This is a genomic window from Frigoribacterium sp. NPDC087798, assembly GCF_044742985.1.
Classification (GTDB): domain Bacteria; phylum Actinomycetota; class Actinomycetes; order Actinomycetales; family Microbacteriaceae; genus Frigoribacterium.
Genome location: NZ_JBIUVP010000003.1, coordinates 300,516 through 317,752, shown reverse-complemented (window position 1 = coordinate 317,752; position 17,237 = coordinate 300,516). Strand labels below are relative to the sequence as shown.

Genomic DNA, 17,237 nt, shown 5'->3' with positions numbered 1-17,237 from the left:
TTCGGGGTTCATCGGCGAACGGTCGGGTAGGAGGCGCGGGTCGGGCAGGAGGTGCGGGTCGGGCAGGAGGCGCGGGTCGCGTCCCGAGGGGGGCTCACGCGAGCGCGCGCGGCCTCAGCGACCGAGCACGCGCGGCCTCAGCGACCGGGCGCGCGCGGCGTCAGCGACCGAGCGCGTGCATCTGGATGGCGACGGCGGCGGCGCCGCGGGCCCACTCGTCGAACCGGAACTCCTGGACGAGCAGGCGGGGCGGTGGGACCGCCCGGTGGGCGTCGCGTGCGATCGCCGCGTCCACCGCGGCCCCGCCGACGGTCGCGAGCCGCACGCCCTCGCCCGACAAGAGGACCACCTCGGGGTCGAGCACGTTCAGCACGCCCGCGATCAGCTGGCCCAGGACGTCGGCGGCGGTGTCGACGACGACCCGCGCCTCCTGGTGTCCGTCGGCGGCGAGGACGAGCAGGTCGTCGTAGGCGACCGGGCGGCCGAGGGCCCGGGCGGCGGCGGCCTCGACCGCGGCGACCGTGAGGAACGCGCTCGCGCAGTCGTGGTGGCCGAGGTCGCAGGTGGGGGCCGGCACGTCGGCGCGGGCCGCAGCGGCGGCCGACGCGGGCACGCGCAGCGGCACGGGCACTTGCACCGGCGCAGTCGCGGGCACGGGCACCGGCACCGGCACCGGCACGGGCATGGGCACGGGCACGGGCGCGGGCGCGGGCGCGGGCGCCACGATCCGCTGGTGTCCGACGCTGCCCGCCGAGGAGTGCGCCCCGCCGAGCACCTCGCCCGCGGCGACGAGGCCGAGCCCCACGCCGGCGCCGATCGTGACGAGGGCGAACGAGCGCAGCCCGCGTCCCTCGCCGAACCAGAGCTCGGCCTGGGTCAGCGCACGGACGTCGTTCTCGACCCAGGTCGGCAGGCCGGTCGTGGCGGTCAGCAGCTCGGCGAGGGGCACGTCGTCCCAGCCGAGGAACGGCGCGTGCCGCACGTGGGCACGGTCGACGACCTGTCCGCCGACGGTGACGCCGACCGCACGGATGCGGTCGTCCCGGCCGCGGGCCGAGGTCACGACCGCTGCGACCTGGGCGACGACGGCGGCGGGCGACGGGTCGGGCAGGTCGTCGTCGTGCCCGCCCAGCACCCTGCCCCGCTGGTCGGCCACGACGACGAAGAGGCGGTCACGGGTCAGCTTGACGCCGACGAAGTGGTGGGCGTCCGGGTCGAGGTCGAGCGGGACCGAGGGGCGACCCGAGCCGGATGGTGCGAGGGACGCGCGTTCGACCAGCAGCCCGCTCTCGAGCAGGGGTCTGGTGATGCGTGTGAGGCTCGGGCCCGACAGGCCGAGCCGGGCGGCGAGCTCGGTCCGGGGGCGGGCGCCGTGCACGAGGATGTCGAGCACCACGGCCTGCGCGCTGCCGGCCAGCGGGGACCAGCCGCCGTCGGCGTGGCCGAGGGGACCATGAGCGGGAGCGGCGTGCCCGGGAGCGTGGGAGTCCGTCACGCGACGATCCTAGGTGGCCGACCCGCGCCTCCTCGTCCCGACGTCGGGCCCCGTCCGGGCCGAGCCATCGCCGCGTCGGGTCCCCCCGACGCCCGTCGCTGCGTACCCCGCCACCCGAAGTGGGGGACAACCTCGGGGCCCCTCGTGGCCGAACATGAGTCGTGGTGATCCTCATGGACGAAACGCGCGAACTCCCCCTCTGCACGCTGTGCGCGTCGCCGACCCGTCTCGAGCCCAACCCGTTCTACGGCACGGCCCTCTCGGTGCACCGTCACGTGCTCGTCTGCACCTCGTGCGCGACCGTCGGCTTCGCCCCGGCCGTCGCCGACGCCCCCGAGGAGGCGCGGCTCCGGTCCCGCCCCGTCGGCCTGCGTGCCCGCGTGGCCGGCTGGTACCGCGCGCTGCCCTGACGCCACGGCCGCGCCTCCCTGGGCGTCCCGTGCCGCCGAGCGGTCGGTCAGCCCTGCGACCGGCCGCCGCGGGAGCGGTCGGTCAGCCCTGCGACCGGCCGCCGCGGGAGGCCGCGGCGTGCTCGGCGTCGGCCTGGAACCGGTCGGCCGCCTCGGCGTCGAGCTCGGTGCCCGCGCCGCAGTAGGCGCAGGTGTAGACGTGCTTCGTCGAGTACGGGATCACCGGGATGAAGAAGAGCGTGAACCACCGACGGTGCTTGACCAGGCGCTGTGCGGCCTCGTTGCCGCAGACCCGGCAGACGAAGAAGAGGACGCCCAGCAGGGCGCTCGTGCCCTTGGTGCCGAAGATGATCATGCGCTCACCCTAGGCGGGACCGGGGCAGCCGGCGGGAGCGGGCCCCGGGGCCTGATGACCCCGGGCCCTGTTCCTAGCCCTTGCGCACCAGGTCGACTGCGAACCGGGCGACGGTCACGACGAGAGTCGCGATCTGCCACCACGGCACGGTCTTCCTGGGCGGGCGGCGGTCGTCCTCGGACATCCGCTCCCTCCTCGCGGTGTTCGCGCCGGCGAACACCGCGAGAGAGCCAGGGACCCACCCCGTGGGATCGACGTTTGCACGTCGATCGTCATGGGATTACACTTCCGATCAGATGAAGCGGGATCTCTGTTGGGTCCCTGGTTCTCTTCACGGAGAGCACATCGAAGCCCGAGATCGGTTGTGCGGTCTCGGGCTTCGCCATGCCCGGGGGCCGTTCCGGCGATGACGACACCCGACGACCATTTTACATATCGGGCGTCTGCCGGGCGGCGGCATCGGGCAGCCTGTGGGTGATCGCACCACGAAATGAACGTCGCACCGCCGACACAGGCGGTGCGATGTTCAGTCGGCGGTGCGACGCGAGCGGGCACGCGGGCACGCGGAGCCCGCCCCGCCTCACCCGGCGCGGAACCGCCGCAGGCGCAGGCTGTTCGTCACGACGAACACGGACGACGCCGCCATCGCCGCGCCGGCCAGCACGGGGTTGAGCAGCCCGAGCATCGCGACCGGGATCGCCGCGACGTTGTAGGCGAAGGCCCAGAACAGGTTGCCCTTGATGGTGCCGAGCGTGGCCCGTGACAGGCGGATGGCGTCGGCCACCCCGGCGAGCTCGCCGCTGACGACGGTCAGGTCGCCGGCCGCGATGGCCGCGTCCGTGCCGGTTCCGAGGGCGATGCCCAGGTCGGCCGTGGCGAGGGCCGCCGCGTCGTTGACGCCGTCGCCGACCATGGCGACGACGCGACCCTCGGCCTGCAACCGGGCCACCGCCTCCACCTTCTGCTGCGGGGTCGCCTGCGCCACGACGTCCGCCGCGGCGATGCCGACCTGCGCCGCGACGTGCCGTGCCGCGCCCGCGTTGTCGCCGGTCAGCAGCACGGGCGTCAGGCCCAGACCGCGGAACCGCTCGACGGCCTCGCGCGCACCGGGCTTCACGGTGTCCGCGACGGTGACGACTCCGCGCACCCGACCGTCCCAGGCGACGGCGACGGGGGTCGCACCGGTCGCCTCGGCGGCGGCGAACGCCCTCTCGAGCCCGGGAGGCGCGGTGACCGACCACTCGTCGGCCAGCCACCCGGGGCGGCCGACCAGCACGAGCGTGCCGTCGACGAGGGCCTGCACGCCGGCCCCGGCGTGGGCGGTGAACTGCTCGGCGGCCGGGACGACGACCCCGCGCCGGGCGGCCTCGGCCTCGACCGCGCGGGCGACCGGGTGCTCCGAGCCGGACTCCACGGCGGCGGCCCGGGCCAGGACGTCGTCGACCCCGGTGGCCGCGGCGTCGTCGAGGACGACCTCGCGCACGCTCATCCGCCCGGTCGTGACCGTCCCGGTCTTGTCGAGGACGATCGTGTCGACCGTGCGGGTGCGCTCGAGCACCTGCGGCCCCCGGATCACGATGCCGAGCTGCGAGCCGCGGCCCGTGCCGACCAGCAGCGCGGTGGGCGTCGCGAGCCCGAGCGCGCACGGGCAGGCGATGATCAGGGTGGCGACGGCGGCGGTGAACGCGGTCTGCAGCGAACCGGTGAAGAAGCCCCCGCCCCCGGCACCCTCGACGAAGCCGCCGAACGCGAGCCAGCCGACGAAGGTCAGCACGGCCAGCCCGATGACGACCGGCACGAACACGGCCGAGACCCGGTCGGCCAGTCGTTGCACCTCGGCCTTGCCGCTCTGCGCCTCCTCGACGAGGCGACCGAGCCGGGCGAGCTCGGTGTCGGCCCCGACGCGGGTGATCTCGACGAGCAGGCGTCCGCCCACGTTGAGGGTCGCTCCGACGACGCGGTCGCCCGGGCCGACCTCGACCGGCACCGACTCGCCGGTCAGCATGCTCAGGTCGACCGCCGAGGTGCCCTCGCGCACGAGGGCGTCGCTGGCGATCGCCTCGCCCGGACGGACGACCACGAGGTCGCCGGGCACCAGACCCGCGGTGGCGACCCGCGCCTCCTGACCGTCGCGCAGCACGGTGGCCTCTTTCGCGCCGAGTTCGAGCAGGGCGCGCAGGGCCTCGCCCGAGCGGCGCTTGGCGCGGGCCTCGAGCCAGCGGCCGAGCAGGATGAACACGGTCACGGCCGACGCGACCTCGAGGTAGAGCTCGGTCGGACCGCCGTGGGTGGCGACCAGGCTGAACGACATGTGCATGCCCGGCCGACCGGCGTCGCCGAAGAACAGGGCCCAGAGCGACCAGGCGAAGGCGGCGACCACGCCGACGCTGACGAGGGTGTCCATGCTCGCGGCGCCGTGGCGGAGGTTGACGGCGGCGGCGCGATGGAAGGGCCAGGCCCCCCACACGGCGACGGGTGCCGCGAGGGTCAGCGCGAGCCACTGCCAGTTGGTGAACTGCAGGGCCGGGACCATCGAGAGCACCACGACGGGCAGGGCGAGGGCGGCGCTGACGAGGGTGCGCCGGCGGAGGGCGTCGACCTCGGTGGCCCGGGCGTCCGGGGCGGCGTCGGACGAGCCGTCGGCCGCGCCGGTCGGGGACGCAGGAGGCGCGGGCACGGTCGCCCCGTACCCCGCGGCGGCCACCGTGGCGATGAGCGCGTCGACGTCGGGCACCCCGGGGTCGCCCTCGCGTGCGTCGTCGACGGCACCGGCCACGACCCGCACGTGGGCCTTCTCGGTCGCGTAGTTCACCGAGGCCTCGACGCCGGGGAGCTTGTTGAGCTTGCGCTCGATGCGGTTGGCGCAGGAGGCGCAGGTCATGCCGGTGATGTCCAACTGCACCGCATCGGGTGGCAGGGTGCTCCCGGTGACGCCCTCGCCCGGCCGACCCGCGCCTCCGGCGGTGGTCATCGTGCGGAGAGCTGGTAGCCGGCCTCTTCGACGGCGGCGCGCAGCTGGTCGTGCTCGACGGTGGCGTCGGCCTGGACCGAGACGGTGGACGCGCCTCCGGGGTTGAGGTCGACCTCGACCGAGTCGACGCCGTCGACCTCGGAGAGCTCTTCGGTGACGCTCGCGACGCAGTGCTCGCAGGTCATGCCGTCGACCTGCAGGGTGGTGATGGTGGTGTCGGTCATGCGCTGTCCTCTCGATCGGGCCTCAGCTTATACCCCCTAGGGGTATCCCTGCCAGGCCTGCCCGCCGGTTGTCCCCCACCTCCGAGATGCCTCCGAGACGGCCCGGCCCCCAGGGAGGCCGACTACTAACGGAGGGGTACCCGCCAGGACGGCGGGAGAGAGAAGGCACCCGACCATGACCGAGATCACCGCACACCACGGCCTCTTCAAGGACACGAACCTGCACGTCGACGACACCGGCGGCACGGGTCGCACCGTCGTCCTGATCCACGGCTGGCCCCTGTCGGGTGAGTCCTGGAGCAAGCAGGTCCCCGCGTTCGTCGAGGCCGGCTACCGCGTCGTCACGTACGACCGCCGCGGCTTCGGACGCAGCGACAAGCCCAAGACGGGCTACGACTACGACCACCTGACCGAGGACCTGCACACCGTCCTCACCGAGCTCGACCTCGACGACGTCACGCTCGTCGGCTTCTCGATGGGCGGCGGCGAGGTCGCGCGCTACTTCAGCACGTACGGCACCGAGCGCCTGCACAGCGTCGTCTTCGCCTCGGCCGTGCCCCCGTACCTGCTCAAGACCGACGACAACCCCGACGGCCCCCTCACCAAGGAGGCCGCCGCCGAGATGACGGCCGGCCTGACCAAGGACGAGGACTCGTTCTACGACGACTTCACGACCGGCTTCTTCTCGGTCGACGGCGTGCTCAAGGTGTCCGAGGCCGACCGACAGGACGCCCTGCGCCTCGCGAAGCAGGCGGACAAGGCCGCCGCGCTCGAGGCCATGGCCTCGTTCGCGAACACCGACTTCCGTGACGACCTGACCAAGGTCACCGTGCCGACGCTGGTCATCCACGGTGACGGCGACGCGACCGTGCCGTACGAGGGCTCGGGCGCCCGGACGCACGCGGCGATCGCCGGGTCCGAGCTGCACGTGATCGCCGGCGCACCGCACGGCGCGAACGTCAGCGACGCCGACGAGTTCAACCGCGTCGTGCTCGAGTTCCTCGAGAAGTAGAGGGCAACCCGACGCGACCGCAGGAGGCGCGGCGCCGGTCCTCGAGACCGGCACCGCGCCTCCTGCGCACCGGCGTCGACCCCTCGGACACGACCACCCCTCGTTCGGGGGTGAAGGTCACGGGCGGGTAACGAAGTCACCGAGATCCAAACCTTCTCGCCCCCGGTGGCGAACCCTGTACATCCCCACCGGGACCAACTGACAAGGAGCTTCACCATGAACGCCTTCACTCGCAAGCGCATCACGAAAGCCGCCTTCGGCATCGCCGCCTCCGGCGCCCTGATCTTCTCGCTCGCCGCCTGCTCGTCCAACTCGGGCACCGCGACCGACACCTCCTCGACGTCGTCGTCCTCCTCGTCCGAGCCCTCCGCCGCGTCGACGCCCGCCGCGTCGATCGCCGACCTCAGCAACGGCGTCGACACCCAGGTCGCCGTCGACCAGTCCTTCGTCGACGCGATCACCTCGCTCGGCCTGACCCCCGGCGTCGTCGGCACCGCGACCTTCACCGACGGCACCTTCGCCTTCCCCATCACCGGCGGCAACGTCGACTACTACGGCCCCGACAGCGACGTGCGACCCTACGTCCAGGGCGAGATCGACCACGACGGCTCCGGCCTGTCGCTCACCTCGGCCGACGGCACCGTCGTCGAACTCACCGACTTCCGCATCGACCCGGGCGAGAGCAAGCTCTACGGCACCGTCACCGCCAACGGCACCGTCGCCGCCGAAGACGCCTACCTCTTCAACCTCTGGGGTGGCACGCTCAAGCCCATCCAGATGGAAGGCTCGAACGCCGTCCTCGAGGGCACCACGGTGCACATCAGCCCCGACGCCGCGTCGCTGCTGAACCAGACCTTCAAGACCGACGCCGTCCAGGACGAGATGCTCGTCGGCGTCGCGAAGATCACCGCCGCCACGGAGTAGTACCTGTATGGCCGGCTACCCGCCGGCCCGGCCCCAGGGCCGCACCCCGCCTCGCGAGGTGCGGCCTGGAACCCGGGTCGTCTCCGTGACGACGCACCGGCCCCGCCCTGCTCGACGGGGTCGGCGATCCCGGTGGACCCCGCCTCGTGCTCACGCACGGGGCGGGGTTTTTCCGTTTGCGCTTCCGCCTCGCGCCGCATGCCCCCCGCTCTGCACCTGCGGTCCGACCAGCCGTGAACCCGGTTTCGAACGATCCACCCCGATTCTTCTGGGTGCATCGTTCGAAACCGGGTTCTTCGCGTGTAGTCGGACCTCGCGCTCAGGGGGTGCGGCGGCGGCGACCGGCGGAAGGCTCGGGAGGCGCGGTGGGCGGCCACGGGTCGGGCTCGGCCGTGCTGCGGGCGATGAGCGCGCGGACGTCGGCGTCGTGCTGCAGCGTCCACGCCACGGCCGAGTTCAGCGACGACGCCGTGTGCAACCAGGGCCGACGCCCGCCCTCGTCGCGACAGTGGGCGTAGACGTCGAACGCGAAGCCGCCCGTGACCGGCCGCTGGCGCACGTAACCGAGCGGAGCCGCCTCGCCCTGCCGGATCAGCCACAGCCCCTGCCCGCCCGGGATCGGCGGGATCGCGCACGGGTGCTCGGCCGGCGGCTTGCGCAGTGCCGCCCGCGCGTTCTCGAACTTCGTCTGCACGCCCATGTCGGCGACCGTAGGCGCGACCACCGACGCCCGCCGTACGACGAAAGTCGTACGGCAGGTCCCGACTCCTGCACCCGGTGCCGCGGCGGCGCAGCCGCGAGCGTAGAGGCATGATCACGACACCGACCCGAGAAGCCCCTCCGTCCCGGCGGCGCCACCCGCGCCTCCTCGTCCGCACGACCCGCACGACCCGTCTCGCCGCCGCCGCGGCCGTCGTCGCCCTGGGCGTCACGCTCGCCGGGTGCGCGTCCGGGGCGACGGGCGCGACCGCCGACCCCGCGCCTCCTGCACCGCCTCAGCACCAGCCCGGCGGTCATTCGCTCACGCAGGACGACGTCGACACGTGGCTCGACGGCGCCGTCGGATCGGCGCTGCAGACGACCGGCATCCCGGGAGCCACCGTGTCGGTCGTCGCCGACGGGAAGGTGCTGACCGCCCGCGGCTACGGCATGGCCGACACGGGAACCGGCGAGACGCCCGCCGAGGCGGTCGACCCCGAGCGCACGCTGTTCCGCGTCGGCTCGGTGTCGAAGGTGGTCTCGGCCACCGCGATCATGCAGCTCGTCGAGAAGGGCGACCTCGACCTCGACGCCGACGTGCAGCAGTACCTCGACTTCGACCTCGACACCCCGAAGGGCGCCGTCACCCTGCGGCACCTGCTCACCCACACGGCCGGCTTCGAGGAGGTCATCGCGGGGCTGATCGGCACGCCCGGCAGCGAGAAGACGCTGCGCGAGGCCGTCTCGGAGGCGCCTCCCGCCCAGGTGTTCACGCCCGGCACCACCCCGGCGTACTCCAACTACGGAGCCACCCTGGCCGGGTACGTCGCCGAACGCGTCAGCGGCGTCCCGTTCGCCGACCTGCTGCAGCAGGACGTCTTCGACCGTGCCGGCATGACCTCGTCGTCGTTCGCCCAGCCGCTTCCCGCCGATCTCGACGCCCGACTGGCGCACGGCTACCCGGACGACTCGAAGCCCGCCGTCGCCACCGAGGTCGTCAACGCGGCCCCGGCCGGTGCGATGTCGGCCACCGCGACCGACATGGCCCGCTTCATGCTCGCCCAGCTGGGCGACCTGCCGGACGACCAGGCGCTGCTGCAGCCCGACACGCTCGCCGAGATGCACCGTCCCGCCCTCGACGCCGACGACCTCGGCACGCTCGTGGCCGGCCAGCGCATGGACCTCGCGTTCTTCGACGACAGCACGCCCGGCCTGGCCGCCTTCGGCCACGACGGCGACACGCAGGTCTTCCACTCGGCGATGCGGATGTTCCCCGAGCACGACACCGGCATCTTCCTCAGCATGAACGGCAGCGGACGATCGGCCACGGCCTCGCTCGACCTGCGCACCACGGTGCTGCAGGGGTTCGCCGACCGGTACCTGCGTGACGCGGCGACCGTCGGCATGGCCGACACGGACAGCCGAGGAGGCGCGGGCACGGTCGACGGCGACGCCTCCGACGGTCCCGTGGCCGCCGACCTCGCCGGCACGTACCTCTCGTCGCGCTCCCCCGTCACCAACCCCGGCGCCCTGCTCGCCCTGAGCGGTCAGACCACGATCGTCCCCCGCTCCGACGGCACGGTCGCCGTCACGCCGAAACCCCTCGGCATGACCACCGGCGTCTACGAGAAGGTCGGGACCGACCTGTGGCGCGAGGTCGGCGGGGACGCCCTGCTCGCGACGCGGACCACCGACACCGAGGGGGACGCGTCCGTCGAGGCGATCTCGTGGGGCGCCTCCTTCACCATGCTGCGGGCGCAGCCCTGGCAGGCCGCGTCGGCCGTGCTGCCGAGCGTGGTCCTGGCCGTCGTGGTGCTGCTCGCCTCGATGATCGCCTGGCCCTCCACCGCCCTCGCCGGCGTGGGACGCCGACGTCGGGACCTCCGGGCCGGCCTGTCGACCGGGTCGGCGACCACCACCCCGCGTCGCCGCGACCGCACCCTGTTGCTGTCGCGTCTGGGACAGGCGTCGACGCTGCTGGCCCTCGTCGGCTGGGCGGTCGTCGCGGTGCAGGCCATGTCGTTCGCCGAGGTGTCGGCCGTCACCCTGCGCCTGCTGCAGGGGCTGCAGCTGCTCGGCGTCGTCGCGATCGCGCCGGCCGCCCTGGTCGCCTGGCGGGCCGTGCGCGACCGTCGCGGCTGGGCCGTGGTGACCGGACGCGTGCTCGTCCTCGCGTCGCTCGTCGTGCTCGCCGGCTTCGCCTTCGGCTTCCGCCTCATCGCCCCGAGCGTGAGCTTCTGATGACCCGCCCCCCGCGCGACACCCGGGCCGACGGTGCACAGCCGTCGTCGGCCCGGGGCCGGGAGGCCCGCGGCACCTGGCATGCTCGGACGGTGACCACGACCCCCGACACCTCGCCCGCTCCGGGCGGTCCGCGCGGCCAAGCCGGTTCGGCCGGGCAGGCCGGGCAGGCCGGTTCGGCCGGGCAGGCCGGTTCGGCCGGGCAGGCCGGTTCGACCGGGCAGGCCGGTTCGACCGGGCCCGGGATGGCGACGGTGCGCCGCGTCCTCGACCGGCTGGGCGTGCACACGGTGCTCGGCCGCGACGTCGCCCTCGCCGCCGTCTGGGCGCTCGTCACGATCGCCTTCCTCGCCACGCTGCTGGCCGCGGGCGAGTTCTACGGCGCGAACCGCAGCATCCCGACCGCCCAGATCGTCGCCGTGATCGTGCTGGCGCTCGTCCAGCACGTGCCCCTGGCACTCCGGCGCGTCCGCCCCGTCACGGCCCTGCTCGCGGTCGCCGTCCTGCAGGCCGCCCTGCTCACCGTGCTGCCGACCGGCCTCGCCCTGTGGACGGCCGCCCCCGTCGTCACGGCCTACACGGTCGCCACCCTGCGGCCGACCCGGGACGTCGTCGGGGCGGTGCTCGCCGCCGTGGGCATCGAGGCCGTCGGTGCCGCCGTCGGGGCGTCGGCGATCGTCAAGGACCAGCTGGGCGCCCCCGCCGGGCTCGGCGAGGTCGGCGTCGTCGTCGAGGCGCTCGCCCTCGTGGCCAGCGCCGTGCTGATCAACGGCGTGAGCGCCGCCGTCGGCTCGTGGGTGGCCCTGCGCCGCGCCCACGACCGCGACGCCCGGGCCCGCGCGGCCGAGAGCGTCGAGCACCAGGCGACGCTCACCCGGGCCGCGGTCGCCGCCGAGCGCACCCGCATGGCCCGTGAGCTGCACGACGTCGCCGCGCACCACCTCACCGGACTCGTGGTGCAGGCCGGTGCCGCCGAACGCCTCGTCGACGGCGACCCCGAGCGCGCCAAGGAGTCCCTCCGCAGCGTCCGGGCCCAGGGCCGCGAGACCCTCGACGCGCTGCGGTCGATCGTGGGCATCCTCCGCGAGACCGGCGACGGACCGAGCGGCACCGTGCCGGTCCCCGGTCTCGGCGACGTGCCCGACCTCGTCGACCAGGCCCGCGCCTCCGGGGCCGTCGTCGCGTCGCACGTCGACGGGACGCTGCCGTCGCTGGCCCCGCTCGCCGACGTCACGGCCTACCGCACCGTGCAAGAGGCGCTCGTCAACGCCCGTCGGCACGCGCCGGGGGCGACGGTCGAGCTGCACCTGACCGCGACGGCCGGGTCCCTCGTGATCGTCGTCGAGAACGACCTGCCCGTGGCTCGCGACACGTCGGGGGGCGGCGGCTTCGGACTGGTCGGCATGCGTGAGCGGGCCGACCTGGTCGGTGGGCGGCTCGACACCGGAGCGACCGCCGACGGGCGCTGGCGGGTGCGACTCGAGCTGCCGGTCGAGGCCGAGGCCTCGGCGGAGGCCCCGGCGGGCGGGCCGTCGGCGACCGCTGCGGCGTCCGGGGCCGACGGCGGGGCCGCCTCGGGGCCCACCTCGGGGCTCCGGCCGGGGCCGGACACGGGGATCACCGGCGGGGGTGCCGAGTGATCCGGGTCGTGCTGGTCGACGACCAGGCGATCGTGCGTACCGGGTTCCGGGTCGTGCTCGAGACGGCGGGCGGCATCGAGGTCGTCGGCGAAGCCTCCGGGGGGCGTGAGGCGGTCGACGTCGTGCGACGCACCCGACCCGACGTCGTCGTGATGGACGTGCGCATGCCCGGCGGCGACGGCATCGAGGCGACGCGGGCGATCGTCGACGCCCGCGTCGGGTTCGACGGCGGCGGGCTCGAGGGCGGCAGGCTCGAGGGCGGCGGGCTCGATGGGGGCGGGCTCGACGGCGTCGGGTTCGACGGCGTCGGGCTCGAGGGCGGTGGCTCCGGGGGCAGCGGCCGCGGTGCCGGACCCGGGACCGCCGACGGGCAGGAGGCGCGGGTCGGCTCGGCGGGCGCCCCCGCGGTCCTCGTCGCCACGACCTTCGACCTCGACGAGTACGTGTTCGGCGCCCTCGAGGCCGGTGCGAGCGGGTTCGTGCTGAAGGACGTCGAGCCCGACGAGTTCGTCGGCGCCGTGCGGGCACTCGCATCGGGGCGGGCCGCGATCGACGGTGCCACCACGCGGCGGGTGATCGCCGAGTTCACCCGACGCCGGCGGGCATCGGCGGTCGAGCCGTCGCCCGACGTCCTGACGGAGCGCGAGCGCGAGCTCGTCCGCCTGCTCGGCGAGGGGCTGTCCAACGACGAGATCGGCGAGCGCCTGGTGGTCGAGACGAGCACGGTCAAGTCGCACCTCACCCGCATCACGACCAAGCTCGGCACCCGCGACCGGCTGCAGACGGTCGTCTGGGCCTACCGTTCGGGTCTGCTGCCCTGAGCCCGGGGCCGAGGCCGATCGGCCTCCCGTCATCGGCCCGGGTCGCACCACGAACCGGACGTCGCACCGCCGATCTCGACGGTGCGACGTCCGGTCCGCGGTGCGACGCGCGGGCCCGAGCAGCATCACGACCCGCTGGTAGCCTCGGGGCGTCGCGGGACCACGGGGGTGCCCGGACGGAGGGGACGACATGTCGATCAGGACCACGCTGCCCGTCGGGGCCGCCACTCTCGTGTTGCTGTTGACCGGGTGCTCAGGGGGTGCCGGCGACGAGCCGACCACGACGCCGAGCGCCACCACCACGGCCAGTCCGTCGGCCACGGCGACTGCCGACGCCTCGTCGGCCGCCCTCTCGGACGCCGAACTGGCGTCCGTCTTCACGGGCATCCAGTTCGTGCCCGACGAGTTCGACACGACCGACCAGCTGCTCGACTCGGTCTACCCGGGGCTGACCGCGAGCGACCCGAGCTGCCTCGCCCCGTTCGGCGTCGGCTGGGACGACGCCGCCCCCGACGGCGCGCTCGAGTTCGGCACGAGCAACGACCGCTCGATGACCACCGTCGTCGCGAGCACGGGTGACGACGACGCGGCTTCGGCCCTGGTCGCCGAGGCGTCCGACGCCCTGACCCGCTGCGCGGACGGAACCGCCCTCTTCACGATGCAGGGCCAGCCCGTGCAGACCACGGTCGAGACCACCGAGCCGACCCTCACGGGCACCGACGAGTCGCTCGGCTGGCGCGTCACGGGCACCGTCGGCGGCGGCAGCTTCACCCTGGTCGGCCTGACCGCCCGCGTCGGCGGGGACGCCGTCGCGGTCGTCGGCTGGGACCCGTCGTCGAACGCCACGAACGTGCCGCTCGCGACCCAGATGTTCGTCGACGCCCTCTAGTCGGGCCTGCCCGGAGCCGTCACCGCACCGACGTCGGCCGTGCTGACGAGGCACCGCCGAGTGGACAGGACGCCGCGGCGTTCGGCGGTGTCCTGTCCACTCGGCGGTGTCGCAGGGGCGGGGCGGTCAGGCGATCGGCTCGACCAGGGCGACGTGCTGCGTCGCCACCCGCACGGGCTGGCCGGCGAACGCCGCGGCCCGCGCCTCGGACTGCAGGTAGGCGGCCTCGACCTCGGCGAACCGTGCAGCGTCGCCGGGGGTGCTGACGGCCCAGACGAACTGGTTGGCGTCACGGTCCGCGTAGGCGAACTCGATCGCGAAGCCCTCGGACAGCCGAGCCGGGATCAGCGTCGAGGTGAACCACGCGACGAAGTCGTCGAGCACCCCCTCGACGAGCTCGTAGCGGCGCAACTGGACGGTCTTCGACGAGTCGGTCATGCCGCCACCCTACTGACGCCGTGCCCCAGCCCTGCCCTGCCCCAGCCCCAGCCCCAGCACCACAGCACCAGGAGATGGCCACCGCACCACGACAAGTCCTGGCGCTGTGATCATCTCCTGGCGCCATGCCGACCCGGCACGCACGCCCGGCACAGCCCGGCACGGCGCAGCCCGGCCCGGCACGCCGGGTAGCGTGGCGGCGTGACCCCGCTGACGCTCGCCCTCGCCGCCGCGGCCATCGTGGTCGGCGCCCTCACGCAGCGCATGGCGGGCATCGGCTTCGCGCTGACCGCCGCACCCCTCCTCGTGGTGGTGCTCGGCCCCGAGGCCGGCGTCTCGGTCGGCAACGCCCTCGCCGCCGTGCTCGCGCTGGTCGTGCTGGCGAGCACCTGGCGCACGGTGCGGTGGCGGACGGCGGCCCTCCTCGTCCTGCCCGCCCTCGTGACGATCCCGATCGGCGCGTGGGTCGTGCAGACCGCCCCGACCGGCCCGCTGACCATCGCGGTGGGCGCCCTGGCCCTGGTCGGCGTGCTCGTGATGGCGTTCTCGAGCCGCGCGCGCCTCCTGCCCGGCCGCGTCGGCGCCGTGGCCGCGGGCGCCCTCGGCGGCTTCATGAACGTGACGGCCGGCGTCGGCGGTCCGGCGCTGACGGTGCACGCCACGAGCGACCGCTGGCCCCGGGAGGTCTTCGTCGGCACCGGCCAGGTGTTCCTGCTGGCGATCAACCTGACTTCGGTGCTGACGAAGGGCATCCCGTCCGAGCCGGTCCCCGTCTGGGCGGGAGCCCTCGGCCTGCTGTTCGTCGGCGCCTTCGTCGGGCACCACCTCAGCAAGGTCGTCCCGGCCCGGGTCGGCCGCATCCTCGTCCTGACGCTCGCGGCCGTCGGCAGCGCCCTCGCCCTCGTACGCGGCATCACCCAGCTCTGACCCGGCCGCACCCGGCCGAGGAGGCGCGGGTCGCCACCCCACGCCCCTCGCCTAGACTCGGCCCGCCATGCAGTGCGACTACTTCGACGCGGGGCTGTGCCGTTCGTGCACGCTCCTCGACCGCCCCTACCCGGTTCAGGTCGCCGAGAAGGAGGCGCGCGTCCGCGACCTCCTCGACGAGCGCCATGCGCCCTCGGCCTGGCTGCCGACGCTGACCGGCCCCGAGTCGGGGTTCCGCAACAAGGCGAAGATGGTCGTCGGCGGCACGATCGACGAGCCGACGCTCGGCATCCTCGACGGCCGCGGACAGGGCGTCGACCTGCGCGGCTGCGGGCTGCACACGTCAGGAATCCAGGAGGCGCTGCCCACGCTGGCGGCGTTCGTGACCCGGGCGCGCCTCCTGCCCTACGACGTCCCGCGACGCCGCGGCGAGGCCAAGTACGTGCACGTCACCGAGTCGCCCTCGGGCGAGCTGATGGTGCGCTTCGTGTTGCGCAGCGAGCAGGCCCTGCCCCGGCTGCGGTCCGAACTGCCCTGGCTGCTCGAGGCCCTGCCCCGGGTCGCGGTCGTGTCGGTCAACCTGCTGCCCGAGCACAAGGCCGTGCTCGAGGGCACCGACGAGATCGTGCTGACCGACCGCGAGACGCTCACCATGCACCTCGGCGGGGTCGACCTCGAGCTGCGCCCCCAGAGCTTCTTCCAGACGAACACGGCGATCGCGGCCGGGCTGTACGCGCAGGCCGCCGAATGGGTCGACGCGATCGACCCGGCCACCGTGTGGGACCTCTACTGCGGCGTCGGAGGCTTCGCCCTGCACGTCGCGCGCCCGGGCGCCGGCCGCTCGAGTCGACACGCGTACCGCGAGGTCGTCGGCATCGAGACCAGCGAGGAGGCGGTGGCCAGCGCCCGGGGCAGCGCCCGTCGCGCAGGCTTCGAGCACGTGCGCTTCGCGGCCGACGACGCGACCCGGTTCGCGACGGGCGCATCCGCGGGGGCGGGGCCCTCGGGTACCGGCACCGCGCCTCCGGAGCTCGTGATCGTCAACCCGCCGCGACGCGGCATCGGGGCGACGCTGGCCGGCTGGCTCGAGGGGTCGGACGTCGAGCACGTCGTCTACTCGAGCTGCAACCCCGTCACCCTGGCGAGCGATCTCGACGCGATGCCGTCGTTCGACGTGGTCGCCGCGCGCGTGTTCGACATGTTCCCGCAGACGCCGCACCTCGAGGCGATGGCCCTGCTGCGTCGCCGCTGAGCGCTCCGCCGCCTCCCGACGACGAACCCCGTTCACGAAGATGAACCCTGCTTGAACGGGGTTCGTCTTCGTGAACGGGGTTCGCGGCGGACGTCCCGCCGGGCCGGGGCTCAGAGCACGACGGTGCTGCTGCGCCAGCCGAGCGAGTCGTCGCCCGTCTGCCACACGACGGTGAGGCCGCGGCCGGCCCCGCTCGACTCGCCGATCTCGGTCGTGAAACGCTTGCCCGATCCGGCCGACACGGCCTCGATCGACGGCAGCTGCTGACCGTCGAGGAAGACCCAGAGCGTGTCGGGGTAGCCGACGACGCTCGGCTCGGTCTGGTCCTGGCTCAACGGGCTGGCGAACGAGATCGACGCGGGGGCCGTGGTGTCGTACACCGCGCCTCCTGCGCTCTGGTCCTCGGCCCCGACGGCCGGGTTGTCCCACTCGTAGACCGAGTCGCCGGTCGGCGGCACGCCGGCGTCGTCGACGCGCAGGCCGTCGGCCGTCTCGCGCACGATCCAGGCGTCGGCGAGGTCGTCGGTCGTGGCGCTCACCAGCGTGAACGCGCCCTCGGGCCCCTCGGCCACGGCCAGGTCGGCGTCGACCAGGACCGAGGCCTCGTCGGGCGTCACCGTGCCGTCCACCGGCGAGTACTCGGCGAAGGTCCGCTCGGCGCCGTAGAACTGCTGCGCCTCGGGGGTCAGCAGGGCCCAGGCCGCCGCCGTGTCTCCGTCCGAGATCGCGTCGAGGTAGCGGACGACGATCGCCTGCTCGGCCGAGTCCTGTTCGGAACCGGCGGGGGTCGCGCTCGTCGCGGGGGCGCTCGGCACGCCGGTCGCCGCGGCGGTCGGGGCCGTCACGGCGGGGTCGGAGGTGCATCCGGTGGCGGCGACCAGCGCACCGACGGCGAGGGTCGAGGTCATGAGTAGCTCTCGTGTCTTAGCCATGCGTGGC

At 74.2% G+C, this 17,237-nt stretch carries 16 protein-coding genes; 9 read left to right on the top strand and 7 right to left on the bottom strand.

From position 1 onward, the window contains the following. Positions 1-160 precede the first annotated feature (160 nt). Complete coding sequence (locus ACIOSR_RS11395) at positions 161-1,495, bottom strand: ROK family protein (protein WP_402752667.1); 1,335 nt, start codon at positions 1,493-1,495, stop codon at positions 161-163. A 173-nt stretch (positions 1,496-1,668) separates the two neighbouring features. Between ACIOSR_RS11395 and ACIOSR_RS11390 the strand changes: the two genes are divergently transcribed. Beyond that, complete coding sequence (locus ACIOSR_RS11390) at positions 1,669-1,905, top strand: hypothetical protein (RefSeq protein WP_148053668.1); 237 nt, start codon at positions 1,669-1,671, stop codon at positions 1,903-1,905. Positions 1,906-1,987: 82 nt separating this feature from the next. Here the strand turns inward: ACIOSR_RS11390 and ACIOSR_RS11385 are convergent, their stop codons facing one another. The 3 genes from ACIOSR_RS11385 to ACIOSR_RS11375 form a co-directional block, all read right to left on the bottom strand. Next, the gene (locus ACIOSR_RS11385) at positions 1,988-2,260 is read right to left on the bottom strand and encodes a zinc-ribbon domain-containing protein (RefSeq protein ID WP_402752666.1); all 273 of its coding nucleotides are present in this window, start codon (positions 2,258-2,260) and stop codon (positions 1,988-1,990) included. Between the two features lie 580 nt (positions 2,261-2,840). Then, a complete protein-coding gene (locus tag ACIOSR_RS11380; protein ID WP_402752665.1) occupies positions 2,841-5,231 on the bottom strand; it encodes a heavy metal translocating P-type ATPase in 2,391 nt (796 codons plus the stop codon). Continuing rightward, complete coding sequence (locus ACIOSR_RS11375; protein WP_054145925.1) at positions 5,228-5,455, bottom strand: heavy-metal-associated domain-containing protein; 228 nt, start codon at positions 5,453-5,455, stop codon at positions 5,228-5,230. The genes ACIOSR_RS11380 and ACIOSR_RS11375 overlap by 4 nt, the downstream gene beginning before the upstream one ends. Positions 5,456-5,630: 175 nt before the next feature. Here ACIOSR_RS11375 and ACIOSR_RS11370 point away from each other — a divergent pair, with 175 nt between their 5' ends. After that, entirely contained in the window at positions 5,631-6,467 is an 837-nt protein-coding gene (locus tag ACIOSR_RS11370; protein WP_402752664.1) for an alpha/beta fold hydrolase, read from the top strand. A 216-nt stretch (positions 6,468-6,683) separates the two neighbouring features. Next, on the top strand, positions 6,684-7,391 hold the full coding sequence (locus ACIOSR_RS11365) for a hypothetical protein (RefSeq protein ID WP_123570978.1): 708 nt from the start codon (positions 6,684-6,686) through the stop codon (positions 7,389-7,391). A 319-nt stretch (positions 7,392-7,710) separates the two neighbouring features. Here ACIOSR_RS11365 and ACIOSR_RS11360 read toward each other — a convergent pair whose 3' ends face one another. Beyond that, positions 7,711-8,091 (bottom strand): hypothetical protein, encoded by a 381-nt coding sequence (locus ACIOSR_RS11360; protein ID WP_173154373.1) that lies wholly within the window; start codon positions 8,089-8,091, stop codon positions 7,711-7,713. A gap of 110 nt (positions 8,092-8,201) precedes the next feature. On the opposite strand from ACIOSR_RS11360, the gene ACIOSR_RS11355 reads away from it, so the two are divergent. From ACIOSR_RS11355 to ACIOSR_RS11340, 4 genes are all read left to right on the top strand, one after another. Then, the gene (locus ACIOSR_RS11355) at positions 8,202-10,331 is read left to right on the top strand and encodes a serine hydrolase domain-containing protein (protein ID WP_402752663.1); all 2,130 of its coding nucleotides are present in this window, start codon (positions 8,202-8,204) and stop codon (positions 10,329-10,331) included. A 92-nt stretch (positions 10,332-10,423) separates the two neighbouring features. Next, on the top strand, positions 10,424-11,971 hold the full coding sequence (locus tag ACIOSR_RS11350; protein ID WP_402752662.1) for a histidine kinase: 1,548 nt from the start codon (positions 10,424-10,426) through the stop codon (positions 11,969-11,971). Next, entirely contained in the window at positions 11,968-12,792 is an 825-nt protein-coding gene (locus tag ACIOSR_RS11345; RefSeq protein ID WP_402752661.1) for a response regulator, read from the top strand. Before ACIOSR_RS11350 ends, ACIOSR_RS11345 begins: the two co-directional genes overlap by 4 nt. Before the next feature lie 190 nt (positions 12,793-12,982). After that, positions 12,983-13,681, top strand: a complete 699-nt coding sequence (locus ACIOSR_RS11340; protein ID WP_123570982.1) for a hypothetical protein — start codon at positions 12,983-12,985, stop codon at positions 13,679-13,681. A gap of 126 nt (positions 13,682-13,807) precedes the next feature. Here the strand turns inward: ACIOSR_RS11340 and ACIOSR_RS11335 are convergent, their stop codons facing one another. Further along, positions 13,808-14,119, bottom strand: coding sequence for a hypothetical protein (locus tag ACIOSR_RS11335; protein WP_123570983.1), 312 nt, complete (start codon positions 14,117-14,119; stop codon positions 13,808-13,810). A gap of 201 nt (positions 14,120-14,320) precedes the next feature. Here ACIOSR_RS11335 and ACIOSR_RS11330 point away from each other — a divergent pair, with 201 nt between their 5' ends. Continuing rightward, complete coding sequence (locus tag ACIOSR_RS11330; protein ID WP_056044452.1) at positions 14,321-15,046, top strand: sulfite exporter TauE/SafE family protein; 726 nt, start codon at positions 14,321-14,323, stop codon at positions 15,044-15,046. Positions 15,047-15,113: 67 nt separating this feature from the next. Next, on the top strand, positions 15,114-16,298 hold the full coding sequence (gene rlmC / locus ACIOSR_RS11325) for a 23S rRNA (uracil(747)-C(5))-methyltransferase RlmC (protein ID WP_402752660.1): 1,185 nt from the start codon (positions 15,114-15,116) through the stop codon (positions 16,296-16,298). A 110-nt stretch (positions 16,299-16,408) separates the two neighbouring features. Here the strand turns inward: rlmC and ACIOSR_RS11320 are convergent, their stop codons facing one another. Then, complete coding sequence (locus ACIOSR_RS11320; protein ID WP_402752659.1) at positions 16,409-17,230, bottom strand: hypothetical protein; 822 nt, start codon at positions 17,228-17,230, stop codon at positions 16,409-16,411. Between the last annotated feature and the right edge of the window lie 7 nt (positions 17,231-17,237).